The organism is Bradyrhizobium sp. AZCC 2230, from assembly GCF_036924495.1.
Lineage (GTDB): Bacteria > Pseudomonadota > Alphaproteobacteria > Rhizobiales > Xanthobacteraceae > Bradyrhizobium > Bradyrhizobium rifense.
On record NZ_JAZHRS010000001.1, the window covers coordinates 5,595,106 to 5,619,030 of the forward strand.

Here is a 23,925-nt window from a genome sequence, read left to right on the forward strand (position 1 = left end):
CATCACCCGCTGTTCGCAATTGCTTCTATGGCGCGCAGGTGAAGCTCGCCGCCTCGGTCACAGGGCCGGACTTGTAGTGCGGCCAGCCCGGCCAGCGGCACAGCGGCATCGCGCGCGTCACCGCGAATGACGGTGCCTCGACCTTCTGCTCGGTGACCTCGAGGTCGCCGGGCGCCGTTCCCTTCTCGACCCAGTCGACCAGCGCGCTCAGCATATCGACATTGGCGGGTGCGCCGGAGCCGACATGGTCGACGCCGGGCGCGGTATAGAGCCGCGCGAACTCGGCGGTCTCGGCCTTGCCGAGCTTGCGCTCGACACTCTCGAAATAGCGGATGCCGGCATAGGGGCTTTGCGCGTAGTCCGCCATGTGCTCGAGCATGATCAGCCGGCCGCCGCGGGCGCGGAACCGGCTGAGATCGGGATCGGTCGAATCCATCAGGCTCGACACTTCGAGCAGCCGCGCCTTGTGGTCCTCCACCTTGTAGGTGGTGACGTCGAGCTTGGGATCGCGCGCGAACACGTATTGAATGCCGCCGGCACCATAGATCCAGGCGATGCCGTTGTTGGGCGCGGGCGGCTGCGCCGGCGGCGCGGCGCCGAGCCACCACGCCATCCAGCCGCCGGTCGGCCCGATCGCCGGCGTGTCCTCGCCCGACACGCCCCAGCCCGGATAGTCGTCGAGACCATTGGCGAGCGTGAACGGGAATTTGTAGGTGGCATGCAGCGTGTCGACCGCCTTGATCTGGGCGTCGGTGAGGCACTGATCGCCGCTCTTGCCGTCGGCGCAACGCAATGTCTCGACCTTGAACGCCGCCCTGCAAGCGACGGGGTCCTGCACCAGCGCGTCGTCGGATCCGTCCGCCTTGTCGCAGGCCGTGCGCACGGCATCGCCGACAAGCTTGACCTGCGCCGGATTGATCCAGCCTTCGCCCATGGTGACGAGGCCGGAGCGGGTGCCCGCATGCTGCAGGCCAACCCAGTTGATAACGGGCACGCGCGCAAAGATCCCGTCGAAATCGTCGGGGTAGCGCTGCGCCATGGTCAGGCCTTCACGGCCGCCTTCGGACGAGCCCATGAAGTACATCTTGTCCGGCTTCTTGCCATAGGCGCGCTGCATCAGCCCGACCGCTGCGTCGCGAACCTTCTTGTAGGCGCGATGGGCAAAATTCTCGAACGCTTCGTCGTTGAGCGCGAACAACTGCGGCGGCTCGCCCGGCTTGGATTCATGCCCCGAATCTGTGCCGTAGGTAACAAAACCGCGCGCGAGTGGCGACGGCTTGTCGAAGGGATAGGCCGGCGGCAAACCGAGGCCGGTGATCAGCACGCCGTTGAAGCCGCCGCCGCCATATTGCACCGAGCGCCCGTTCCATTCGACGGGCAGATTGACCTGGAATTTGACCGGCGGCGCCTTGGGATCGACAGGCTCGATATGGCCGAGCACCTTGCAGAAGACCGGATTGGCCGGCGTGATGCGTCCCGACGGCGTCGGTCCACGCTCGGCGACGGCGAGCTGAGACGCTGTCTGCAACGTCGCGGTGTCGATCTTGACGGCATCCGCGTCACCGGCGAGACCTTTGCAGACGGTATCCGCGTCCTCGGCCAGCGTTGCCGCGAACGCGCCGGTCGCGCCCAGCACTGCTGCCGTCCCCACCAGCCATGCGCACAGTCTTGCCCTTATGAGCGTCATCGTTTCCATCCGGCTTTCTTGGTTTTTACGTTCTGCAGTTGGCCGCATTCAAAGCGACCTTCACGGGCGCGTCAATTCATTGACATTTGTATCCAGGTCAGAACGATCCCAGCGCACTACCGATCGCAATCACGGCTACCAGCGCCAGCAGCGACGTCACGATGCCCACCATCACGATGTCCAGATAGCTGTCGCGATGGGTCAGGCCGCAGATCGCGAGCAGGCTGACCACCGCACCATTGTGCGGCAGGATGTCCAGCGTCCCCGAGCCGATCACCGCCACGCGGTGCATCAACGCAAGGTCGATGCCGGTGCGCGCGGCGAGCTCGACATAGGTCTGGCCGAGCGCGTCCAGCGCAATGGTCAGGCCGCCCGACGCCGAGCCGGTCAGCGCCGCCAGGATGTTAGTCGCGACCGCGAGCGAGACCAGCGGTCCGCCTTCGATCGCGAGCACCCACTCGCGCACCAGCGCGAACGCAGGCAGCGAAGCGACAACCGCACCGAATCCAACAAGGCTGGCGACGCTGAACGCGGGCAGCACCGACGCATTTGCGCCGGCGTCCATGGTCTGCCGCAATGCCGGCAGCCGCGTCCAGTTCAGCGCGATGGTCGTGACGATCGCCGCGGTCAAGGCAACCGCGACCGACCACACGCCCGCGACGGCGGCGAGTGACGTCTCGCCAAAGCGTTGCTCGGCGAGATAGGAAACGTCGAGCCGCGGCAGCACCACGAGGGACATCACGAGGTTGACGGCCACGACGACGATCAGCGGCAGGACGGCACTCAGGACCGGTGACGGCTGATCGCTGCGATGGCCATGCTGCATTTCCGCCGGATCGAACTCCCGTGCCGTGGTCGCGCGTTCACGCACGAGCTCGTCGGCGGCGGCGCGCTTGGTCGCATCCTCGACGTCATCGCCATAGCCTTCCCCGGCACGGCGAGCCTTGGCTTCGGCGCGATGCAGCCACCACAATCCCGCGCCGAGCATGATGAGCGACGCGATGATGCCGAGGCCCGGCGCGGCAAAGGGCGTCGTACCGAAGAACGGCATCGGGATCGCATTCTGGATCGATGGCGTACCCGGCAGCGCCGACATGGTGAAGGTCGACGTCCCCAACACGATCGCAGCCGGAATCAGCCGGCGCGGAATCGCAGCCGCGCGAAACAGCGAACGTGCCATCGGCACGATGACGAAGAACGCGACGAACAGGCTGACACCGCCATAGGTGACGAGCGCGCCGGCCAGCACGACCGCAAGGATCACGCGGCGCTCGCCGAGACGCTTGGCCATGAAGGCGGCAACCGACGTCACCGCGCCGCTGTCGTCCATCAGTTTGCCGAAGACGGCGCCGAGCAGGAAGATCGGGAAGAACTGCGCCAGAAATCCCGCGGCATTCACCATGAAAACCTGTGTCAGATTCGCCAGCAACGGCTGGCCACCAAACAGCGCGGCAACGAGCGCGGCAACCGGCGCGAGCAGCAGCACGCTCCAGCCGCGAAAGGCAAACAGGACGAGCAGGCCGAGCCCGACGAAGAGGCCGAGAAGCCCCATGCCTCAGCACTCCGCCAGGAGGACATCGAGATCGGCGGTCGATTGCCGGCCGATATCCGCACCGTGTTCTGCGAGGAACGCCTCCGCGGCCGTGCGGCCCTCGGCGCGTAGCATCGAGACGAATTCCCATTCCGCATTGAGTTTCGACGATGACCCGAATTTCGCCAGCATGTCGCTCTTGACGCGATGTGTCCGCATTTTCGCCCAGCGCGCGCCCTCGCCGCTGCCGGGATCGGCGGCCTGGCGCAGCAGCGCGATCATGCGCAGCTCCTTCATCAGCGGCGAGTTGAAGGAGATCTCGTTGAGACGGTTGAGGATCTCCGCGGCCGTCCGCGGCTCCTCCAGCCGCTCGGTCGGATTGATCTGAACGAGGATGGTGTCGTGCGCATCGCTCTCGCGCACCAGCGGCGTAATGGTCGGGTTGCCGGCATAGCCGCCGTCCCAATAGGGCTCGCCATCGATCTCGATCGCACGAAACATGGTCGGCAGGCAGGCCGACGCCAGCAGCACGTCCGCCGTGATCTCGGCGTTGCGAAAGATGCGGCCGCGGCCGGTGCGCACCCGCGTCGCGGTGATGAAGAGCTGGATCGGCGAGCGCGCGAGCCGCTCGAAATCGATGCTCTCGGCCAGCACCGCGCGCAACGGATTGTAACCGGTCGGATTGAGATCGTAGGGCGACAGCACCCGCGACATCAAATCAGTGAAAATGTAGAAAGGCGACGTATCGAGCGTCCAGCGCCCCATCAGCCGATCGAGCGGCGAACGCTGCAGCGGGCTGAAGGCCGCAGCCTTCGAGACACGGCGCCAATATTGTTCCAGCGCATCACGCGCGCCCTGGGCGCCGCCGGCCGTCCAGCCATCCGCGAGCACCGCCGCGTTCATCGCGCCTGCGGAGGTTCCGGAGATCGCGGCGATCGTCAGCCACTTTTCCTCCAGCAGGCGGTCGAGCACACCCCAGGAGAAGGCGCCATGCGAACCGCCGCCCTGAAGCGCGAGATCAATCAGTACGGCGTCCCGTTCCATGGCGGACACTCACACAACTGAAGCTCAAATTCGACGCGATTTGTCACACGCCGAAGACGACAGCAGTTTAGAGAGCTTACGCCTCGTAATGCAACCGGAACGTGACGGCGGCAGACTCTTGTTTTGACGCGTTTTCTTTACGCGAACCGGTGTCCACTTCGCTCGAAAACGCTCTAGTGCTCGAACACCAGCCGCGCGCCGACCGTGCCTTCGAGCGCGCCGATCTGAGCCAGCAGCGCGCCTGAATCCTCGCCGCCGAGATCGGCGTCCAGCACGACGTAGCCGAGGTCGCCCGCCGTCTCCAGATATTGCGCGGCGATGTTGATGTCGCGCTGGAGGAACACCTCGTTCAGCCGGCGCAGCATGCCCGGCACGTTGCGATGGACGTGGCTGAAACGCACGCCGGAGGGACGCAAATGCAGCTGCACCTCCGGGAAATTCACCGCGCCCATGGTCGATCCCGTGATGAAATAGTCGACCAGCTTGCGCGCGACCTCGCCGCCGATGCGCTCCTGCGCCTCTTCGGTCGAGCCGCCGACATGCGGCGTGAGGATGACGTTGCCGAGGCCCTGCATCGGGCTCTTGAACCGCTCCGCATTCGAGGACGGCTCGACCGGAAACACGTCGATGGCGGCACCGGCGATGTGGCCGTCACGCAGCGCGCCTGCGAGCGCATCGAGATCGACCACGGTGCCGCGGCTGTTGTTGATCAGGAACGAGCCCGGCTTCATCGCCTGCAGCTCGTTCTCGCCGATCATGCCGGCGGTCTCCGGCGTCTCCGGCACGTGGAGGCTGACGACGTCGCTCTGCGCCAGCAGCTCTTCCAGCTTGTCGACCGGCTCGGTGTTGCCATGGCGGAGCTTGTCGGTGCGATCGTAATAGATCACCCGCATGCCCATGGCTTCCGCGAGCGTCGAGAGCTGCGAGCCGATATTGCCGTAGCCGATGATGCCGAGCGTGCGGCCGCGCACCTCGCGGCTGCCGGTCGCGGATTTGTCCCAGCCACCGTCATGGGCCGACACCGAGCGCGGAAAGATCTGCCGCAGCAGCATCACGATCTCGCCGATCACGAGCTCGGCGACGCTGCGCGTGTTGGAGAACGGCGCGTTGAACACGGGAATGCCGCGCTTGCGCGCCGCCAGCAGATCGACCTGGTTGGTGCCGACGCTGAAGCAGCCGACCGCGAGCAGCCCGTCGGCGGCCTCCAGCACCTCGTCGGTGATCTGGGTGCGGGAGCGGATGCCGAGCAGCGAGACACCCTTGAGCGCCTGGCGCAGCGCCTCGCCATCCAGCGCCTTGGTCAGGCGCTCGACATTGGTGAAGCCCGCGCCCTTGAACAGATCCACAGCGCTGTCGTTGACACCTTCAAGCAGCAGCGCCTTCGCGCTCCGCTCAGGGCTTTGGCCTGGGGCTGGCATAGAATCTCCATGAATGGCGGCTTTGCCGCAGCTCATAAACCGCGGACGACGCACAGCACAATAGGGTTTGGATATGGGGAGAAGGTGGCATACGCAGTAGAGGCTCGCGATGGCAGCCCCGTCATCCTGAGGTGCGATCCCTGGTGCGCATTGGCGCGCCAGGGTGAGCCTCGAAGGATGAACGGCCCAGATGCAGCCGGCCCGTCGCCCTTCGAGGGCCGCTGAAGAAGCGGCCACCTCAGGGTGACGGTGATGGATTGGACACGGCCCTATCCCCGATTTCGCTTCGCGCCAACCGGGCTACGCCCTAAAAGCATACCGAACCGGCCGGAAAATCCGCCTGATGCGATCTGCTATCCTGGGGATGTCTGGGCAGAACGCAAAACTGATTCGCACTTAAAATCGACCATCATTCGCGCGGCGCGGCAAGGCCCGGCGCGGCCGCTCCGTACAACTCCGGTGGATCAACGCGACCGCTTCAGATCACATAGAACCCGTGCGTGCCGTCACGGCGCAGCTGGTCGACGAGCCCGTATTCCCAGTCGAGATAGGCCTGCATCGCGCGCTCGGCGATGTCGGTTCCCTCATAGGGGCGGCGGTAGCGATGCGCCGGATCGGGCTTCGGCAGCACGAGCGGCGGGCTGACCTCGAGCGTGCCGGCATAGCCGCCTTCGAGCACATAGACCTCCCAACCCATCTGCGCGAGCCAGGAGGCCGTCATGTCGGCGCGTACGCCCTTGTCGTCGGTCAGGAGGACGCGCGCGCCGCGCACCGGCGCGGCCATGTCGGTCTCCTGCACGAGCTGGCCGCCTGGATAGTGGCGAAAGCCCGGGAGATGCCCGGCCGCATATTCCTCCGCGTCGCGCACGTCGAAGCGATAGAGCGTGCGGCTGGTCTCGGCGACCAGCACCGCCATCTCGTTCGCGCCGATATGGCGGACGCCGGCGCGATAGGCGACGTCGCGGGCATTGGCCGGGCCGCCCTCGAACGGCCCGATCACGCCGCGCCGGTCAGCACCGTGGTTGAGCGTGTGCCGCGCCAGCGTCCAGCCGATCGTGCCGTTGCGCAGCGCCCGCACCTTGTTGGGCACGCCGGCGTTGATCAGCGACTGCGTGCCGATGATCGAGCGGGTGCGGCCGGCACAATTGACGATGATGGTGGTGTCGGGATCGGGCGCAGCCTGCCCGGCGCGCAGCACCAGCTCCGCACCGGGCACGCTGACGGAGTCCGGAATGTTCATGGTCGCATATTCGTCGAAGCGACGCACGTCGAGGATGGCGATGTTGGCCTTGTCCGCGATCAGTTTTGCCACTTCGTCGGCGCTGAATGACGGCGTGTGGCGACGTGCCTCGACCAGTTCGCCGAACGCCTTTGAATAGGAATTGACGTCTTCGAACACCTCATAGCCCGCCGCGCGCCAGGCTTTCAGGCCACCATCGAGCGCACGGACATTGTTGTAGCCGAGCGCCGCGAGGCGTTCGGCGCCAGATGCGACCAACGCCTCGCCGTCATCAAACAGCACGATCGGCACATTCTTGCGCGGCAGCCGCACCGCGGCCTCGATCGCGATCCGGTCCACGGCCATGTTGGCCGCGAACAGCGGATGGCCGGTGGCGAAGGCGGCCTCGTGCCTGAGATCGAGCAACGCAATTTCCTCGCGCAACAGCAGCGCGCTGCGGATATCGGCAGGGGTGACGGTCGAAAGCTTCATGGCGTGAACCCTGGTGGACAGGCCATGGGCTTTTGAACGATTGTGGCGGGCTTGGCTAGCCTTCGCGTCCGTTCACTCGCCTGCAACCAGCCGCCCGAGCGGCGGCTGCGCCGGACGCCGCAACTTGCGGCGTGACAGGTACAGGAGCACGCCGGTGATCGCAAACAGCGGCATCGAGGCCGCGGCGATCATGAACGCGAGCTTGCCGGGCCGGCCCAGGACTGCGCCGCGGTGGATGTCGAGCACGCTCGCGATGGCCTTCTCGCCAAGCGTCTTGTCGGCATAGCGCTCCGCCGAGACGATCTGGCCGGTGACAGCATCGATGCGGAATTCATCGCGCATGGACTCGAGCGTGGAGTCCTTCGGCCACGAGCGGATCCGCATCACCGTGCCCGGGCCGGCAGGAAGCGTCAGCTGGGCCCTGGCGAAACCGCCGCTCTCCTCATGCTGGAGGGTCGACCATGCGCGATCGAACCCGACCGGTTGAACCGGTTCGGGACGGCCGGGTGGACGCGATTGCTTCGGCTGCATCTTCGCCGCCGCCACATGCGGGCGCGACAGCAGCCAGACCACGCCGTCCTTGTACCAGTCAAACGAGTACCAGAGTCCGGTCAAGGTCATCACGAGATAGACCGGCAGGACCCAGGTGCCGATGACGGCGTGCAACGAGCGATGCAGGCCGCGGCCACTGAGCCCGAGATTAGGCTTCAGCCACATCTTCACGCTGCTGGCCCGGCGCGGCCAGCGCAGCACGAGGCCCGAGATCAGCATCACGATCAGGCCGAGCGCAGCAACACCGGTGATCTGACGTCCCCAGCCCCTGGCATCGCCGGGGATGAGCAGCCAGCGATGCAGCCTGCGCACCGTCGCGAAGAAGTCCTCACCGCGGGGAACGCCGAGCACGTGGCCGTCATACGGATCGACATAGAGCGAGGACGGCCGCACGCCCTGCTCGTCGCGAGCAAAGCGAACATGCACGGCCGCCGACGGATCGCTCGACAACATGATGGCCGTAACCTTGCCGGCGTCCGGCACCGCCTTCAGCCGCGCCACCAGCTCATCCGGCAGCAGCGCCGGCGTCGTCCGTGGCACGACCTGCATGATGCCGGCATTCAGATGGTCGACGATCTCGTCCTCAAAGCTCATGATCACACCGGTCAGCGCAATCAGGGAGAGCAGCAGCGCGAGCACGAGGCCGGCAATGGAATGGACCTGGAGCAGCGCCGCCTTGATTGTGGGCCCGAGCCTAGTCATCGAAGCCCGCCTTCCTGATGAGCGCGATGGCGGCTTGCTGGGTCCGGCCGATCTCGTCGATCGGCAGCGCATCGGCGGTGAACGCGCCCATTTCGGCAGCGATCGGCGCGCGCTCCGCCGTGGCCAGCACGGGATATTCGAGCTCGGCCGCTGCAAACATCCGCTGCGCCGGCGGCGTGACCAGGAACTCCAGGAATTTCTGCGCACCGGCCATGTGAGGCGCGTATTTGGCGATGGCAGCGCCGGTGAGGTTCACATGCGTACCGCTGCATTTGAAAGCGGTCGGGACTGCCTTGACCGCCATCGCCCAGTTGCGCCAGTCGGTCCCTTCCCGTCCGTCACGCAATTGCGCCAATGCCACAGTGTTGCCGATACCGATCTCGCACGTCCCCTGCGCGATCCCGCGGATCACATCGTTGTCCTTGCCATCTGGCTTGTGGGCGAGATTCGCCTTCAGACCGGCGAGCCAGGCCTCGGTCGCCGCTTCGCCATGATGAGCGAGATAGGCGGCAACAAGCGCGACATTGTTCTGATGCAGCAGCGAACGCATGCAGAGCTTTCCGCGCCATTGCGAACCCGCGAGGTCTTCATAGTCGATCGCCGTGATTGCACTGTCGTTGCGCGCCATCACCACGCGCGGGCGGAGCGCAAGCGCGATCCACTGCGAACTCCCCCCGCGAAGATTGGCCGGAACGGCTTGTTCGAGACGCGGCGACGTGAAAGCCTGTGTCCGGCCGCCTGCGGCAAGCTTGGTGGTCTTATCCAGTCCGATCGTCAGCAGGACGTCGGCGGGCGATGCCTCGCCTTCCGACGCCAGGCGCTTGACGAGACTGTCCTCGACGAAGACGATTTTGACGTTGATGCCGCTCGTTTCCGTGAAGGCCGCGGCAACAGGCGCAACCTGGGCAGCCTCCCTGTTCGAATACAGCGTGATCTCCTCGGCGCGACTCGCACCTGTGGCCGCAAGGCAGGCAGACGCCAGCGCGATCAGGACCGCGATGGCTTTGCGCGCCGGGCCCATCGCTAGAACTTCACCGTGGCCGACAGCGAGAAGCGCCGCGCGTCACCGATCGCAGCGTTCAGCGCGCTTCCCGTGGTGGAGGTGTAGTAGACCTTGTCGAACAGGTTCTTGACGTTGAACTGATAGGTCACCGGCACCTTGTCGATTTTGGTATCGTAGGTCGCGAAGATGTCCGCAACGGTGTAGGCCGGCATGAAGAACGTATTGGCGGAGTCGCCCGGCCGGTCGCCGACATAGTGTGCGCCGCCGCCGAGCCGCAGGCGACCGGGCAACCGGTCGCCGAAGTCGTAAACGAGATAGAGCGACGCGGTGTTCATCGCGGCGTTCAGCAGTTTTGCATTGCCGACTTGGGGATCGTTGATCAGCCGCGCGTCGGTGTAGCCGTAGCTGCCGATCATGGCCCATTCATCGGTCAGCCTGCCGGTGACGTCCAATTCGATACCGCGCGAACGCGCGGCGCCGGACGCGCGCGCCGCCGACTTGCCGCTGCCGATGTCATCCAGCACCAGCACGTTCTTCTTCTGGATATCGTAGACCGCTAATGTGCCCGACAACCGCTTATTGACATCGAATTTCAGGCCGGTTTCCCACTGCGTTCCCTCTTCGGGCGTAATGGTAGAGTCTACGACGAAGCCGGTCGTGAACGCCGCGATGACCGAAGTCGGCTTCAGCGACTGAGTATAGCTTACATAATAAGAAAGCTCTTCGTTCAGCTTGACGATGATACCACCGAGCGGCAGCACCTTGTCGCCCGCCAGATTGGTGTTGGTGATGAACAGAGGCCGGCCCTTTCCGGCAAGCTGCTCGTATTCCATCCAGCGCACGCCGCCGACCACGGACAGCCAGTTGGTCAGATGGAACGTGTCCTGGGCGAAGAACCCGCGAGTACCGAGCTTGTCGGTCTGCTCGCTGTCGACTGCCGAAATGGTCGTGCCAGGTGTGACCAGACCATAGACGGGGTTGTAGAAATTGAAGTTTGCGGTCGCCTGGCGGATCAGGTCGCGACGATCGATCGTGCGATACATCGCCTCGCCGCCGACCAGGATCTCGTTGCGGAAGCCGCCCACCCAGACGTCACCCTGCATATAGGAGGTGCCATAGCTGGCATTGCTCAGCGAGTTCTGGGTGCCGTCGTTGCTGCGTTTCTCGACGCCGGTCTTGGCGTCGACGCTGGTGATGCGGAGCTGGTTGGCGCTGTAAGTCTCGGTGTTGTAGCTGTAGGCCGCCGTGACCTTCCAATTGTCGCTGAGCTTCTGCTCGACCGAGGCCTGCATCAGGTCGGAGGTGCCCCACATGTTGTTGAAGGGCTCGTCGAGCCGGCGCGTCGTCGGGATCGCCAGCGGCGCACCGTTGACGAAGGCGGTGCCGCGATCGAACGGATAGATGAATTCGCGGTGCTCGTAGGTGAGCTGGACCGTCGTGGTCTCGCCGTACCATGCGAGCGACGGGTTTACGAGCATTTCCCGATGGCGGCCGAAATTGCGCCAATAGTCCTCGCTGACGCCATAGCCGATGAAGCGATAGGCCAGACCGCCGTCGCCGATCGGACCGGTAACGTCGAGCGTTCCGTCGGCGCCGTTGCGATTATTGGCGTAGGTCGAGCCGAGCAGTGTGACCGAGCCGTGCTGATAGAGCTCCGGGCGCTTGCTGATCGTGTTGACGATGCCGCCTGGATCCATGATGCCGTAGAGCAGCGAGGCCGGCCCCTTCAGCACCTCCACGCTGTCGACTGCGGCGTTCAGGCTGCGGCCCTGCACCAGCGGCATGCCGTTGCGCATGATCGAGCCGTCACGGTTGTCGCCGAAGCCGCGGCGAATCACGGCGTCCTCGGTGCCGGCGAGCGTGTTGGTCTGGGTGATCCCGCTGATGTTGACCAGCGCATCGTCGATGTTGCGCGGCAGTTGGTCTTTGATGACCTGCGCGGGGACGACGTTTACGGATTGTGAGGTATCGAGCGGCGACGCGCCCGAACGCAGCGTGCTCGCGCTCGGCATCGCACGATATCCGAGCTTTGCGGCTTGTTGTGTGGCGGCATCAGCCGCGGCGCGTTCGGACGGCGTTGGCGCTGCGGGCGGAGCGGCGGTCGGGCTACGGCGTGCGACTCGCTGTGTGCGTCGTTGCGATTGCTCCGAAGCGCGTGCCTGCTTCGGCCGCTGCGTCGGCGCATCCACATTCACCGGCGGCAGCGCTGTTTGCGCCTGCGCATTGGTGGTGTCGAAGGGATATCCGGCGAGCAGCACGGCCGCTCCGATGAGAAGGCTGGCGCGGCTCTTGCCGGCGCGATTTCGATGACCACTGACGCGAGGGCCATCCACAGGAGCACGCACTTTCAATTCACTTCCAGGTCACGGCATTGGAGTTCGCGCATCTACCAGCCGCGGCGAATGAAGAGAACATGGCGGCGACTTGAATCGCTCTAGTGTTGAATCGTTCTAAGAGCAGGAACGATCGCACAATGATGTGGAGCCCCGATGCCGTGACGCTTTCGTGAGCAGGAACCGGAACGTCGCGATTGGAACGCGCACGAAACGAGCGCGTCCGCTCATTGTCGATGCTGACGACGCGTCATCGACGCGACGCCATGTCGCATGTGTGCTTCACGACCTCGGCGCTCGTGCGATCACACCCCGCCGCCATTGTTGCGGCTCGCTAGTCTACTCACGTCCTTTTGTTCAGATGGACTGCACAGATTATCTTTACAGTTTACCTTCGTATATGCCATTCACTCAGCCATGATCAATTCGTCGGACCAACGCCCGTCCGCGCGCGCCGGCGCGCTGGCAGAAGACCTCCGTTCGCTGGTCGGAAAGCTCAAGCGCCGGCTGCGCGAGCAGGCAGGCCCGGAGGATTTGACGCTGTCCCAGGTGTCCATCCTGCTCCAGCTGGAAAAAGATGGCCCCGCCACAGTGTCGAGCCTGGCGCGATCGGAGAAGATGCGCCCGCAATCAATGAGCACCGCGGTCGCCGCTCTTCTGGCCGCGGGCCTGGTCAGTGGCGCCCCCGACCCGGAGGACGGCCGTCAGACCATTCTGTCGCTGACGAAAGCGTGCCGCGACTGGATCCGGGTCGGTCGCGCCGCCCGGCAGGATTGGCTCTCGCGCACCATTTCGGCACGGCTGTCCGCGCGGGAGCAGGACGAATTGGCCGCCGCCGTCACGCTGCTCAAACGACTCGTCGACGATTGACGCGGCTGCGCTGCCGGAAGGACCTGATCATGGCTCTCACGATTCTCGACCCGATCACTGCGCTCATCATCGTCGACCTGCAACGCGGCATCGTCGATCTCCCTTCCGTTCACGCGATGGGCGACGTCGTGGCGCGCGCCAGTGCGCTCGCCGCGATGTTTCGGCGGCATCGCCTGCCGGTCGTGCTGGTCAATGTCACCGGCGGCGCACCGGGCCGCACCGAGCGGCCGCGCCCTGGCGGTCCGTTCCCCGACGGATGGACCGATCTCATTCCCGAGCTGGATCGACAGTCCGACGATATCGCCGTGACCAAGCGGACATGGGGCGCATTTGCCAGCACCGATCTCGAGAGCCAGTTGCGGCAGCGCGGCGTCACGCAGGTCGTCATCGCCGGCGTCGCCACCGGCACCGGTGTCGAGTCCACCGCGCGGCAGGCTTACGAGGCGGGTTTCAACGTCACCCTTGCCACCGACGCCATGACCGATCCGCGTTCCGAGGCTCACGACTACGGCATCGCAAACGTGTTTCCGCGGCTCGGCGAGAGCGGCTCGACCCAGGCGATCATCGATCTACTGGCAACACGGAGCGCGCAGGCATGAACTGGCTTCATCTCGTTTCCTATTTTTGGGGCGGCGCTTTTCTGGCGAACGCCATTCCACATCTCGTCAGCGGCCTGCGCGGCGAGCCGTTCCAGTCCCCGTTCGCAAAACCGCGAGGAGAAGGCCTGTCCTCGTCGACGGTCAACGTGCTCTGGGGCTTCTTCAACCTCGTCGTCGGATATCTCCTCGTCTGCCGTGTCGGAGAGTTTTCACTGCTGGATACGGGCGACGTCGCAGCCCTCGCGGTCGGCGCGCTGCTGCTCAGCTTGTTTTGTGCGCGACACTTCGGCCGGTTCCACGGCGGCAACACACCAACGGGCGCGTGAGCGTGGCGGTCGCGGGCACCTTTCGCTCCCTGCTGAACTACAATTACCGCGTCTGGGCAGCGGGCGCGCTGGTGTCCAACACCGGAACGTGGATGCAGCGCGCCGCGCAGGACTGGCTCGTTCTCACCGAGCTCACACGGCACAATGCGTCGGCCGTCGGCGTGGTGATGGCGCTCCAGTTCGGGCCGCAGCTTCTGCTGATGCCGTGGACGGGTTTTGCCGCCGATCATTTCAACCAGCGACGGCTTCTGGTCGCGACCCAGGCGACGATGGGCGTGCTGGCGCTCGTTCTCGGCCTTCTCACCGTCACCGGGAAGGTAGCGCTCTGGCATGTTTACGTGTTTGCCTTCCTGTTCGGCTGCGCCGCGGCGTTCGACGCCCCGGTGCGCCAGACATTCGTCGCCGAGCTCGTCGGCGACGGCGAACTCTCCAACGCGATCGCGCTGAACTCGACGTCCTTCAATGCCGCACGGATGGTCGGGCCCGCGGTCGCAGGGATTGTCATCGCTTCGATCGGCACCGGCTGGGCCTTCCTGCTCAACGCCGCATCCTTCATGGCGGTGCTCGGCTCACTCGCCTTGCTGCGCACCTCTGAGCTTCGCCCCAATGCACGCGCCCACCGCACCAAGGGCGGCATGACTGAGGGCTTTCGTTACGTATGGTCGCGTCGGGATCTCAGGGCGATCATGATCATGCTGTTCCTGATCGGCACGTTCGGACTGAATTTTCCGATCTTCATCTCGACCATGGCGGTCAGCGTCTTCCACACCGATGCGCGCGGCTTTGGCCTTTTATCCTCGACGATGGCCGTCGGCACGATCTCGGGCGCCCTCCTGGCTGCTGGGCGCGCGCAGCCGCGATTTGTCTCGCTGTTGCTGGGCGCCGCGGCTTTTGGCGCGGGATGCACGCTGGCCGCGCTCGCACCCAGCTACTAGCTGTTTGCAGGCAGCCTTATCCTGATCGGCGTCGCGGCCCTGACGGTCACGAATACCTCCAACGCCATGATGCAGCTCTCCACCGAACCGCGGATGAGGGGGCGCGTGATGGCGCTGCGCCTCGGCGTCGCGCTGGGCGGCACACCGATCGGCGCACCGATTGTTGGATGGGTGGCGGACAATTTGGGTCCGCGCTGGGCGCTCGGCGTGGGCGCGGCGGCAGGATTCGCGGCCGCGCTGGTTGCGGCCCGCGCCATATCGGCGCGCAGCGCGGAGGTTCGGAGCGAATGAAACGGGCGCTCAGGCGATCGCGGGGCTGGTCAGTTCGTCCAGCTTCGCCTTGAGCGCGGCGCCGTCAGTCAACGCACGCAGCGGCGGACGCACGCGCAACCAGCCGGCGTCGCCGGTCTGCGCGGCGAGAATGGCCTTCAGCGTCGTCAGGAAGGACGGAGACTTCACCACGATATCGACCGCGGCCTGTATGCGCGCTTCGACATCCTTGCCGTCGATCATCGCCTTGACCAGCTCCGGCGTGATGTTGGCCATGCCGCAGATGGTGCCGGCGCCGCCGCCGGCGATCGCACGCGCGATGTCGGTTTCGTTGCCGACGGTGATGGCGAGTTCCGGCGCAGCCGCGCGGAATGCCTGGAACTGCTTGAAGTCGCCGCTGGAATCCTTCAGGCCCGCGACCACCTTGCCGTAACGCTTGCGCAAATTCGCCGCGGCCGTCGTCGGGATCGCGACGCCCGAGACCTGCGGAATATGATAGAGATAGGCGCGCAGACGATCATCAGCGACGCCGTCGAAGATCGCCGCGAACGCATCCTCGATGCCTTCGGGCGTGACGCTGCGATCGAAGTAAGGCGGCAGATACAGCACGTGGCGCAGACCAAGGCCGAGCACGGCGCGCGTCAGCGCGATGCCGTCGCTGATGGCGGGGAAGCCACCGCCGATGCCGATGCGCTCCGCCGGCACGCCGGCCTTGAGCACGGCTTCGATGGTCGCTATGCGTTCGGCGACATTGAACGAGGTGCCCTCGCCGGTGGTGCCGAACAGCACGACGCCATCGACGCCATTGCCGAAGAGTTTTTTGGCATGAGCGGCAAGCTTGGCGGAGTCCACGCTGCTGTCCGTCGCCAGCGGCGTCGCCGACGCCACCCAGAACCCGCGAATTGCCTCCGTCATAGCACCACCCTTTGTTGCGGCTCCCGAATAAGCCCCTGATCTCTAATGATCTGAGAGGGCTTGCCGAGCCTTGTTTTTGCTTTACTTTTCATCTTGTACCTTACATACAAGATGGACGCAAATCCTTTCCGCCGTCACGGCGCGCATGAGACGCAGCCAAATTTAGAGGAGGTCTCGCATGAACATGGTGACCCCCGTCGGACATCCCGAGCCATTGCTCGCCGCCTTGCGTGACAAGCTCGGTGCCGCAGCCGTGCTGACCGGCAGCGACGTGCCCGCGCGTAATTGCAACGACTGGAGCGCGAGCCTGCCGCAGACGCCGCTCGCGGTGATCCGACCGCTCGACGCGCAGGGCGTCGCCGATGCGATCCTGACCTGCCGGCAGGCGCGGCTGCCCTTCGTGCCGCAGGGCGGCTTGACCGGGCTCTGCCGCGGCGCCGCGCCCGAAGCGGGATGGGTCGCGATCTCGCTGGAGCGCATGACCGGCATCGAGGAGATCGATCGCGCCTCGATGACGATGACGGTGAAATCAGGCACGCCGCTGGAGACGATCCAGAAGGCCGCCGACGAGGCCGGCTTCTTCTTTCCGCTCGATCTCGGCTCGCGCGGCTCCTGCGCGATCGGCGGCAATCTCTCGACCAATGCCGGCGGCAACCGCGTGATCCGCTACGGCATGACGCGCGAGCTGGTGCTCGGTCTCGAAGTGGTGCTGCCCGACGGCACCATCATCACCAGCCTCAACAAGCTGATGAAGAACAACGCCGGCTACGATCTGAAGCATCTCTTCATTGGCTCGGAAGGCACGCTTGGGATCATCACCCGCGTGGTGCTGCGGCTGTTTCCGAAACCGCGCTCGACCATGGCCGCATTGTGCGCACTGAAGGACTATTCTGCGGTGATCGCGCTGCTCGATGCCGCACGCAGCGGGCTCGGCCCGCTGCTCTCGGCGTTCGAGGTGATGTGGCCGGATTATTGGGACGTGATCACGACGCGGGCCGGCGTCAAGCCGCCAGTCGCCGCCGGCCAGGGTCTCTATGTGTTGGTCGAAGCGCAGGGCACCGACGAGAGCGTCGATGCGCCGCGTTTCCAGGCCTGGCTCGAAGAGCTGATGGAGCGCGGGCTGCTCGCGGATGCCGCCGTGGCGCAATCGCTGGCGCAGACGCAGGCGTTCTGGCGTGTGCGCGACATCTGCGCCGAATTCGGCCAGGTGCTGGGTCCGCACATCTCCTACGACATCGGCCTTGCGGTGGCGCGGATGGACGAGTTCGCCACGCGCTGCAAGGCGGCGCTCGCCTCCGGCATCAAGCGCTGCGAGAGCGTCTATTACGGCCATATCGGCGACGGCAATCTGCACCTCGTCTCCTGGGTCACGGGCCTTCCCGTCGCGCAGCAGCCCAAGGAGGAGATGGACGCGATCATCTATGGTCTCGTCCGCGACATGGGCGGCAGCGTCTCCGCCGAGCACGGTATCGGCACGCTGAAGAAGAAATGGCTCGGACACGCCCGCAGCGAGCCCGAGATCGCCCTGATGCGGACGTTAAAGGCCGCGCTCGATCCCGATCATCTGCTCAACCCCGGCAAGGTGATTTGAGAGCATCCATGCGCTCGCTGAAGCTCGATGCGCCGAAATCGCTGTCGCAGCGGGTGATGCTGCGGCTGCGGCAGGCGATCATCGACGGCGAGTTTGCGCTCGGTGCCGCCATCTCCGAAGAGATGGTGGCGAATTCCTTCGGCGTCAGCCGCACACCGGTGCGCGAGGCGATGGGCCAGTTGCAGGCGCAGGGGCTCGTGGTGATCCGGCCGCAGGTCGGCAGTTTCGTGTTCACGCCGAGCGCGGAGGACATCACCGCGCTCTGTACTTTTCGCATCGCGCTCGAACCCAAGGCCGCCGAGCTCGCCTTTCGCCACGACCGTGATGGTGCGATCGCGGCCATGAGCGATGCGATCGCCGCGATGGAGCCGGCGGTCGAGGCCAGGGACAACATCGCCTATGGCCGCGCCGACTCCACCTTTCACGAAGGCCTGTTCGCGCATTGCGGCAATCGCTATCTCGCCGAATCCTACCAGCTCGTCTCGGGCCGCGTCGCCGCGCTCCGCACCAATCTGACCTCACCGATCGACGTGCGCACCCGCTCCTCCTTCGACGAGCACCGCAAGCTGCTCGATCTGTTCGCGCGCGGCGAGCACGCCGCCTTCGAAGCGGCGATGACGACGCACATCACCAATTCGGGCCTGGTCTACGCCAAAGCGCTGAAGGTGGACTGACCGGTTCAGATTATTTTTTGAGCATGATCTTTCCGGAAAACCGCTTCGCACTTTTCCGGATCATGCTCTACCGCCCGTCTCGCGATTCCGGTCTGTCCAGAAAATCCAGCGCGGTGTTGATCTGTTCGAGCTGGTGCTCGATCTTATCGCGGTCCTCGACCGACTGCGCCATCTCAAGCTGTTCCACAAGCTTCTGCTTCCGCGACAGCAAATTCTCTATGACTGTATTCACAGCTCCCCCATCGCCCGAGGCGAATATCGAGGCATTCCGGATCCTGGACACGAGCACGCGCGAGCCGGGCTCGCCCGCAACCCCACTCATCAGAATGTTCGCGAAGGCAGATTGTTCCTGCCTGTGAACCATTCGCGTCACGATGGAACTATCGGCGCAGGCTTGCCCAGACACCGCCCAAAATCAGCGCGCCCGACAGCGCGAGTGCCGTGCCGAGCCATTGCAGCGGGCCGACATGCTCGATGCCGAGCACCGCAGATATCATCAGCACCGTAATCGGCGACAGCGCCATGATCAGCGCAATGTGGATCGCCGTCGTCGACACGCCCGCGGCATAGACCGGGCCGCCGCACAGGAACATGCCCATGAAGCCGGCGGCGAGGATCGGCCAGATATTTTGGCCAAGCGGCACGCGGCCGGCGCGGATCTCCGCAAGCGCGATCGGCGCGAGGCCGATCGCGACGATGCTCCAGCAAAAGAAGGCGAGCGCGAAGGGCGGCACCGAGCCCGCGAGCCCGCGCGCCAGAATCTGATTGGAGGCCTGCGCGGTCGCCACCAGGATGAAGCCGATCAGCGCAATGGCGCCGAGCCAGCGTTCAGCCGACGGCGCAGCGCCGCCGGCCGCTTCGTGACCACCTTCAGATGTTTCCTTGCCCATGAAGCAACCGGATATCGGATGCGGACCATGATGAGAAGCCGGAAGACGGTTTCCTGAGCATGTGCGGCGATTGCAAAGCCCCGGGAGATCCGGAGAGGCTCGCGAGCAGCACCGGTGCGACATGGGTGCGGCTGACGGAGACTGAGAACACCTTCTCTCGGAACCTTGATCTTTCACGCGGGCGTCGGTTGTATTCGCGGGCCCGGAGTCCTATGCCTGTGCGCCATGGACACCCAAATCATCACCGCCGAAAAGCCCCTGATGGCCCAGGCGCGCCCGCGCAAGCCGGCGCCGTTCCTCCCGATGAGCCGCGCCGAGATGGATGCGCTCGGCTGGGACACCTGCGACATCGTGCTGGTCACCGGCGATGCCTATGTCGACCATCCGAGCTTTGGCATGGCCATCATCGGCCGCCTGCTCGAGGCACAAGGTTTCCGGGTCGGCATCATCGCACAACCCGACTGGCATTCGGCCGAACCGTTCAAGGCTTTGGGCAAGCCAAAAGTGTTCTTCGGCGTCACCGGCGGCAACATGGATTCCATGGTGAACCGCTACACCGCGGACCGCCGCCTGCGCAGCGACGACGCCTATACGGCCGGCGGCGAGGGCGGCAAGCGCCCGGACCGCTGCACCATCGTCTACGCCCAGCGCTGCCGCGAGGCGTTCAAGGACGTGCCGGTCGTGCTCGGCGGCATCGAGGCGTCGCTGCGCCGGATCGCGCATTACGATTACTGGTCCGACAAGGTGCGCCGCTCGGTGCTGGCCGATGCCAAGGCCGATCTGCTCCTCTACGGCAATGCCGAGCGCGCCGTCGTCGAAGTCGCCAATCGCCTTGCCGCCGGCGAAGCGCCGCGCGAGCTCGACGACATCAGGGGCGTCGCGCTGTTCCGCCGCGTGCCCGAAGACTATTCCGAGCTGCACGCCGACGATCTCGATTCCGCCGACGAGGGCGCGACGCGCCAGAAGGGCGCGACCGTGATCCGTCTGCCGGCGCTGGAGCAGGTCGAGCAGGACAAGGAAGCCTATGCGCGTGCCTCACGCGTGCTGCATCGTGAGAGCAATCCCGGCAATGCGCGGCCGCTGGTGCAGCGTCACGGCGACCGCGACCTCTGGCTCAACCCGCCGCCGATCCCGCTGACCTCTGAGGAGATAGACGCGGTCTACGATCTTCCTTACGCGCGCGCCCCGCACCCGTCCTATGGCGACGCAAAGATCCCCGCCTGGGACATGATCAAGTTCTCGGTCACGATCATGCGCGGCTGTTTTGGCGGCTGCACCTTCTGCTCGATCACCGAGCACGAAGGCCGCATCATCCAGAACCGCTCGGAAGGATCGATCCTGCGCGAGATCGAAAAGATCCGCGACAAGACGCCGGGCTTCACCGGCGTGATCTCCGACATCGGCGGCCCCACCGCCAACATGTACCGGATGGCGTGCAAGGATCCGAAGGTCGAGGCCGCGTGCCGCCGGCCGTCCTGCGTCTTCCCCGAGATCTGTCCGAACCTCAACACCTCGCATGACGACCTGATCCGGCTCTATCGCAAGGTGCGCGAGACCAAGGGCATCAAGAAGGTGATGGTCGCCTCCGGCGTGCGCTACGACCTCGCGGTCGAGAGCCCGGAATACATCAAGGAGCTCGTCACCCATCACGTCGGCGGCTACCTGAAGATCGCGCCTGAACACACCGAGCGCGGCCCGCTCGACAAGATGATGAAGCCGGGCATCGGCGCCTACAACAAGTTCAAGCGGATGTTCGATGCCGCGGCCGAACAGGCTGGCAAGAAATATTACCTGATCCCGTATTTCATCGCGGCGCATCCGGGCACGACCGACGAGGACATGATGAACCTCGCGCTCTGGCTCAAGAAGAACCGCTATCGCGCCGATCAGGTGCAGACCTTCCTGCCCTCGCCGATGGCGACCGCGACCGCGATGTACCACACCGGCGTCAATCCGCTGCGCGGCGTGCGCCGCGGCGGCAGCGACAAGGTCGAGGCGATCAAGGGCCTGCGCCAGCGCCGCCTGCACAAGGCATTCCTGCGCTATCACGACCCCGACAATTGGCCGGTGCTGCGCGAGGCCTTGATCGAGATGGGCCGCCGCGACCTGATCGGATCGCGTCCCGACCAGCTCGTGCCCGCGCACCAACCGCCCGGGACCGGCAAGGCCGCCGGCAACAAGCGTCCGCTGCGACCCGGCGGCAAGACGCAGAAGTTCACGACCAAAGGCTTGCGGGTGATGAAGTAGCGGGCGCGACGCGCCTGCTAAATATCAAGCACCACCGCACCCGAAACGGCGTCAGTTACCCCGCGTCCATTGCCCTGGTCCTCGAGCACGGACCTGAAGCTGTCGAGGGTCTTGATCATCGCTGATCGTGCCGCGACCATCGCGTCCTGGCTGGACCATGTGCCGATCAGGCAGAAGGTCTGCTCGCCGGTCTTGATGATGACGCCATGTTCGAGGCCCGGCCATTTCGCCTTGCCGTTCCGGTGCGCGTCGAGGAAGGCGGCTTCCTCGCCCTGCTTCACCCTGAACTTCACCACATTATAAACTTGCATGATGCGTCTCCCGAAAAATGGATTGATGAAAAGGCGAGCGCCGGACCAGGTCGGGTTCGGCCTGATATTTTTGCACCCCCAAAACAAAAAGTCGAAAACAACCCCATGCACAGTAGCCGGGAATAGCGAAATCAAAGACTTAGAGCGCAATGAGATCGGGATAAATCGTCATCGCGCTTGCCCCTGTTGTTCAAACGCAGTATTTCCGAAAAACCGTAATTCGCTTGACCCGTCGGGCAAAACAGGCGCATGATGGCATCATGGGCCGCGTGCGTCAGAACGCGCCCTAGCCGCTAATCCTTATCAATATCCTCAAGCTTGGTACCGCGTCCCGCGCGCAGGCTGTTCCGCACCAATTCGATGCGCGGTGCGAAGCGTGAAAGATCGATACGAAAAAGGTCCGACATGGCGACGACTGAGATCAATCCTATCCGGACGAAGCGCGACTATGACGCCGCGCTCAATGAGGTGGAACGCCTCTGGGATGCGAAGTCTGGCACGCCAGAAGGCGACCGGCTGGACGTGCTCGCCACGCTCATCGACGCATACGAGAACGAGCATTATCCGATGGATCCACCCGATCCCATCGAGGCGATCAAATTTCGCATAGAGCAGCAAGGACTGACGCGGCGGGACCTCGAAGAGATCATTGGGACACGCACCCGCATTGCCGAGGTTCTGAACCGGAAGCGCGGGCTGTCGATCACGATGATTCGCCGTCTTCACGAACGTCTTGGCATCTCGGCAGACGTGCTGATCCGCCCCAGTCGGAGAAAGGCGGCGTGACCTAACCGCTGCCCCGTCGGGCAAAACAGGCGCACGATGGCATTGTCAGGGAACGCGGCACGGAGGAATGACCGGTGCGAGACACTATCCTTCAGGACATACGAAGGCTGGCAAAAGCGAACGATGGTCAGGCACCCGGAAGTCAGTTGTTCGAGCGAGAAACCGGCATTCGCGAGCACACTTGGCGAGGCGTCTATTGGGCTCGCTGGAGCGATGCACTAACGAAGCGGGCTTTGCTCCTAATCAGTGGCAAGGCAAATCAGAGACCAATATCATCCTGCAACGATACATCGAGGCCGCGAGGCACTACGGGCACTTGCCAACCGCCAGCGAACTCGCACCGCATCGGAAGACGAATGCGGATTTTCCGAGCACCAAAGCTATCTTCAAGCACTTTGGGTCAAAAAACGACCTCTTATCGAATCTCAGGACCTGGGTGGAAGATAAACCTGATCTGCACGATATCGCCGGCATGTTGGGCATCGAAACAGAGAAAGCGGTCGGCAGGGCAGCGCACGAGGGCCTCGTTTATTTGATCAGGTCCGGTGCTCATTACAAGATTGGTCGCAGCGACGAGATCGAGCGCCGTGTGAAGGAAATCCGCGTTGTCCAGCCTGAAGCGGCGAGCCTCGTTCACGCGATCCGAACTGACGACCCCTCAGGCATCGAGGCCTACTGGCACAGGCGTTTCTCGGATCGTCGTGCAAACGGGGAGTGGTTCAAGCTCACTGCTGCAGATGTTGCAGCGTTCAAGCGGCGCAAATTTCAATAGATTTTTCGCGAGGAACGTGACCTCTCAAGCGACATCACCGTCAGACGAGTCGGTTCTCGCATCGAACAGCGACAAGTCCATGCCACCGGCTCTGCACAATCCGACTAGCGTCCGCATCTGATCTCTGACCAGTGCAATCGAATGCTCGGAGGCGATCTCTTTGAGGAGCAATTCTTCGTCATAGTCGTAATCAGCTGAGTACTGAAGCGCGCCCTTGATCAGCTCAGAAATAGAATAACCGTCCCAGCCCTCAAATGGAGTGCGCATGTACGCGATCCGCGCGACAGCATCGCGTTCGGCCGGCGTAAAGCCGCCCGCAGCATGATCTCGCTGCAACAGCTTCTCAAGCCATTGGCGCTGAGGTTCGTACCCGCGCCAACTGTGTGGCGCCGCCAACAGTGCCTCGATCTGAAGACGAAGAGCTTCCGACCCGCGCTGTTCCTTCGGTAGTTGCTTCATCGCCGCCTCTTGGTGAAAGGGGGGACGCGACGCGACTGGCAGTGCACAACCTGTGGAGAAGCTGTGAGTATATGCGGGCTTTTGCGCGCTCAAGATCATTGATGTTGAAGCTGCAAGAAATTGAGAACAGCGCATACTGCTCTATAAGAAAATAGAAGGCCTGAACGCGCAGCATACGGTCTGGATTCGAAGCCATTTCGGTCATGTGGAAATGATACTTGCCATTAGGAGCAAGCGTACCCGCGCTCGGAAGCAGGGTATCCCAGTCTTTCGCGAATTTTGCCCAAGTCTCGGCAGCC

General features: G+C 64.3%; 21 protein-coding genes and 1 pseudogene. 9 read left to right on the top strand and 13 right to left on the bottom strand.

The window, feature by feature from the left end; all coding sequences use genetic code 11:
- Positions 1-25: 25 nt before the first annotated feature.
- The 8 genes from V1280_RS26815 to V1280_RS26850 all read right to left on the bottom strand — a co-directional run bounded on the left by V1280_RS26815 (position 26) and on the right by V1280_RS26850 (position 11,993).
- The gene (locus V1280_RS26815) at positions 26-1,696 is read right to left on the bottom strand and encodes a tannase/feruloyl esterase family alpha/beta hydrolase (protein WP_442895166.1); all 1,671 of its coding nucleotides are present in this window, start codon (positions 1,694-1,696) and stop codon (positions 26-28) included.
- Between the two features lie 88 nt (positions 1,697-1,784).
- Positions 1,785-3,239 carry a GntP family permease gene (locus V1280_RS26820; RefSeq protein WP_334531144.1) on the bottom strand — a complete coding sequence of 485 codons (1,455 nt, stop codon included), beginning with the start codon at positions 3,237-3,239 and terminating at the stop codon, positions 1,785-1,787.
- A gap of 3 nt (positions 3,240-3,242) precedes the next feature.
- Entirely contained in the window at positions 3,243-4,262 is a 1,020-nt protein-coding gene (locus V1280_RS26825) for a patatin-like phospholipase family protein (RefSeq protein ID WP_334531147.1), read from the bottom strand.
- A gap of 173 nt (positions 4,263-4,435) precedes the next feature.
- Positions 4,436-5,680, bottom strand: a complete 1,245-nt coding sequence (serA, locus tag V1280_RS26830; protein ID WP_334531150.1) for a phosphoglycerate dehydrogenase — start codon at positions 5,678-5,680, stop codon at positions 4,436-4,438.
- A gap of 478 nt (positions 5,681-6,158) precedes the next feature.
- Positions 6,159-7,391, bottom strand: coding sequence for a rhodanese-like domain-containing protein (locus tag V1280_RS26835; protein WP_334531153.1), 1,233 nt, complete (start codon positions 7,389-7,391; stop codon positions 6,159-6,161).
- A gap of 72 nt (positions 7,392-7,463) precedes the next feature.
- Complete coding sequence (locus V1280_RS26840; protein ID WP_334531156.1) at positions 7,464-8,645, bottom strand: PepSY-associated TM helix domain-containing protein; 1,182 nt, start codon at positions 8,643-8,645, stop codon at positions 7,464-7,466.
- Entirely contained in the window at positions 8,638-9,666 is a 1,029-nt protein-coding gene (locus tag V1280_RS26845) for an extracellular solute-binding protein (RefSeq protein ID WP_334531159.1), read from the bottom strand. The genes V1280_RS26840 and V1280_RS26845 overlap by 8 nt, the downstream gene beginning before the upstream one ends.
- Positions 9,667-9,668: 2 nt before the next feature.
- Positions 9,669-11,993, bottom strand: coding sequence for a TonB-dependent siderophore receptor (locus tag V1280_RS26850; RefSeq protein ID WP_334531162.1), 2,325 nt, complete (start codon positions 11,991-11,993; stop codon positions 9,669-9,671).
- 405 nt (positions 11,994-12,398) lie between these two features.
- Between V1280_RS26850 and V1280_RS26855 the strand changes: the two genes are divergently transcribed.
- The 4 genes and pseudogenes from V1280_RS26855 to V1280_RS26870 all read left to right on the top strand — a co-directional run bounded on the left by V1280_RS26855 (position 12,399) and on the right by V1280_RS26870 (position 15,002).
- The gene (locus V1280_RS26855) at positions 12,399-12,851 is read left to right on the top strand and encodes a MarR family winged helix-turn-helix transcriptional regulator (RefSeq protein ID WP_334531165.1); all 453 of its coding nucleotides are present in this window, start codon (positions 12,399-12,401) and stop codon (positions 12,849-12,851) included.
- 29 nt (positions 12,852-12,880) lie between these two features.
- On the top strand, positions 12,881-13,450 hold the full coding sequence (locus V1280_RS26860; RefSeq protein ID WP_334531168.1) for an isochorismatase family protein: 570 nt from the start codon (positions 12,881-12,883) through the stop codon (positions 13,448-13,450).
- Positions 13,447-13,776 carry a hypothetical protein gene (locus tag V1280_RS26865; protein WP_334531171.1) on the top strand — a complete coding sequence of 110 codons (330 nt, stop codon included), beginning with the start codon at positions 13,447-13,449 and terminating at the stop codon, positions 13,774-13,776. The genes V1280_RS26860 and V1280_RS26865 overlap by 4 nt, the downstream gene beginning before the upstream one ends.
- Positions 13,773-15,002, top strand: a pseudogene (locus tag V1280_RS26870) (MFS transporter). The gene V1280_RS26865 and the pseudogene V1280_RS26870 overlap by 4 nt, the downstream one beginning before the upstream one ends.
- Positions 15,003-15,011: 9 nt before the next feature.
- Here the strand turns inward: V1280_RS26870 and V1280_RS26875 are convergent.
- Positions 15,012-15,896, bottom strand: coding sequence for a dihydrodipicolinate synthase family protein (locus V1280_RS26875; protein WP_334531174.1), 885 nt, complete (start codon positions 15,894-15,896; stop codon positions 15,012-15,014).
- Between the two features lie 178 nt (positions 15,897-16,074).
- Between V1280_RS26875 and V1280_RS26880 the strand changes: the two genes are divergently transcribed.
- Both V1280_RS26880 and V1280_RS26885 read left to right on the top strand, forming a co-directional pair.
- Entirely contained in the window at positions 16,075-17,487 is a 1,413-nt protein-coding gene (locus tag V1280_RS26880) for an FAD-binding oxidoreductase (RefSeq protein ID WP_334531177.1), read from the top strand.
- Positions 17,488-17,495: 8 nt separating this feature from the next.
- Complete coding sequence (locus V1280_RS26885) at positions 17,496-18,161, top strand: GntR family transcriptional regulator (protein WP_334531180.1); 666 nt, start codon at positions 17,496-17,498, stop codon at positions 18,159-18,161.
- Between the two features lie 67 nt (positions 18,162-18,228).
- Here V1280_RS26885 and V1280_RS26890 read toward each other — a convergent pair whose 3' ends face one another.
- Complete coding sequence (locus tag V1280_RS26890; protein WP_334531183.1) at positions 18,229-18,525, bottom strand: hypothetical protein; 297 nt, start codon at positions 18,523-18,525, stop codon at positions 18,229-18,231.
- A 16-nt stretch (positions 18,526-18,541) separates the two neighbouring features.
- On the bottom strand, positions 18,542-19,051 hold the full coding sequence (locus V1280_RS26895) for a DMT family transporter (RefSeq protein WP_334531185.1): 510 nt from the start codon (positions 19,049-19,051) through the stop codon (positions 18,542-18,544).
- A gap of 225 nt (positions 19,052-19,276) precedes the next feature.
- On the opposite strand from V1280_RS26895, the gene V1280_RS26900 reads away from it, so the two are divergent.
- Entirely contained in the window at positions 19,277-21,298 is a 2,022-nt protein-coding gene (locus V1280_RS26900) for a YgiQ family radical SAM protein (protein ID WP_334531187.1), read from the top strand.
- A 17-nt stretch (positions 21,299-21,315) separates the two neighbouring features.
- Here the strand turns inward: V1280_RS26900 and V1280_RS26905 are convergent, their stop codons facing one another.
- On the bottom strand, positions 21,316-21,609 hold the full coding sequence (locus V1280_RS26905) for a DUF718 domain-containing protein (protein ID WP_334531189.1): 294 nt from the start codon (positions 21,607-21,609) through the stop codon (positions 21,316-21,318).
- A gap of 405 nt (positions 21,610-22,014) precedes the next feature.
- Here V1280_RS26905 and V1280_RS26910 point away from each other — a divergent pair, with 405 nt between their 5' ends.
- Positions 22,015-22,395 carry a helix-turn-helix domain-containing protein gene (locus V1280_RS26910; RefSeq protein WP_334531191.1) on the top strand — a complete coding sequence of 127 codons (381 nt, stop codon included), beginning with the start codon at positions 22,015-22,017 and terminating at the stop codon, positions 22,393-22,395.
- A 196-nt stretch (positions 22,396-22,591) separates the two neighbouring features.
- A complete protein-coding gene (locus tag V1280_RS26915; protein ID WP_334531193.1) occupies positions 22,592-23,167 on the top strand; it encodes a GIY-YIG nuclease family protein in 576 nt (191 codons plus the stop codon).
- Between the two features lie 24 nt (positions 23,168-23,191).
- Here the strand turns inward: V1280_RS26915 and V1280_RS26920 are convergent, their stop codons facing one another.
- Positions 23,192-23,626: a hypothetical protein gene (locus tag V1280_RS26920; RefSeq protein WP_334531196.1), complete on the bottom strand. Its 435-nt coding sequence runs from the start codon at positions 23,624-23,626 to the stop codon at positions 23,192-23,194.
- Between the last annotated feature and the right edge of the window lie 299 nt (positions 23,627-23,925).

Bases quoted from the DNA above. Each gene is read 5' to 3' on its own strand.
- V1280_RS26815 (WP_442895166.1), bottom strand. From the start codon at position 1,696: ATGGAAACGATGACGCTCATAAGGGCAAGACTGTGCGCATGGCTGGTG.
- V1280_RS26820 (WP_334531144.1), bottom strand. From the start codon at position 3,239: ATGGGGCTTCTCGGCCTCTTCGTCGGGCTCGGCCTGCTCGTCCTGTTT.
- V1280_RS26825 (WP_334531147.1), bottom strand. From the start codon at position 4,262: ATGGAACGGGACGCCGTACTGATTGATCTCGCGCTTCAGGGCGGCGGT.
- serA (WP_334531150.1), bottom strand. From the start codon at position 5,680: ATGCCAGCCCCAGGCCAAAGCCCTGAGCGGAGCGCGAAGGCGCTGCTG.
- V1280_RS26835 (WP_334531153.1), bottom strand. From the start codon at position 7,391: ATGAAGCTTTCGACCGTCACCCCTGCCGATATCCGCAGCGCGCTGCTG.
- V1280_RS26840 (WP_334531156.1), bottom strand. From the start codon at position 8,645: ATGACTAGGCTCGGGCCCACAATCAAGGCGGCGCTGCTCCAGGTCCAT.
- V1280_RS26845 (WP_334531159.1), bottom strand. From the start codon at position 9,666: ATGGGCCCGGCGCGCAAAGCCATCGCGGTCCTGATCGCGCTGGCGTCT.
- V1280_RS26855 (WP_334531165.1), top strand. From the start codon at position 12,399: ATGATCAATTCGTCGGACCAACGCCCGTCCGCGCGCGCCGGCGCGCTG.
- V1280_RS26860 (WP_334531168.1), top strand. From the start codon at position 12,881: ATGGCTCTCACGATTCTCGACCCGATCACTGCGCTCATCATCGTCGAC.
- V1280_RS26865 (WP_334531171.1), top strand. From the start codon at position 13,447: ATGAACTGGCTTCATCTCGTTTCCTATTTTTGGGGCGGCGCTTTTCTG.
- V1280_RS26875 (WP_334531174.1), bottom strand. From the start codon at position 15,896: ATGACGGAGGCAATTCGCGGGTTCTGGGTGGCGTCGGCGACGCCGCTG.
- V1280_RS26880 (WP_334531177.1), top strand. From the start codon at position 16,075: ATGAACATGGTGACCCCCGTCGGACATCCCGAGCCATTGCTCGCCGCC.
- V1280_RS26885 (WP_334531180.1), top strand. From the start codon at position 17,496: ATGCGCTCGCTGAAGCTCGATGCGCCGAAATCGCTGTCGCAGCGGGTG.
- V1280_RS26890 (WP_334531183.1), bottom strand. From the start codon at position 18,525: ATGGTTCACAGGCAGGAACAATCTGCCTTCGCGAACATTCTGATGAGT.
- V1280_RS26895 (WP_334531185.1), bottom strand. From the start codon at position 19,051: ATGGGCAAGGAAACATCTGAAGGTGGTCACGAAGCGGCCGGCGGCGCT.
- V1280_RS26900 (WP_334531187.1), top strand. From the start codon at position 19,277: ATGGACACCCAAATCATCACCGCCGAAAAGCCCCTGATGGCCCAGGCG.
- V1280_RS26905 (WP_334531189.1), bottom strand. From the start codon at position 21,609: ATGCAAGTTTATAATGTGGTGAAGTTCAGGGTGAAGCAGGGCGAGGAA.
- V1280_RS26910 (WP_334531191.1), top strand. From the start codon at position 22,015: ATGGCGACGACTGAGATCAATCCTATCCGGACGAAGCGCGACTATGAC.
- V1280_RS26920 (WP_334531196.1), bottom strand. From the start codon at position 23,626: ATGAAGCAACTACCGAAGGAACAGCGCGGGTCGGAAGCTCTTCGTCTT.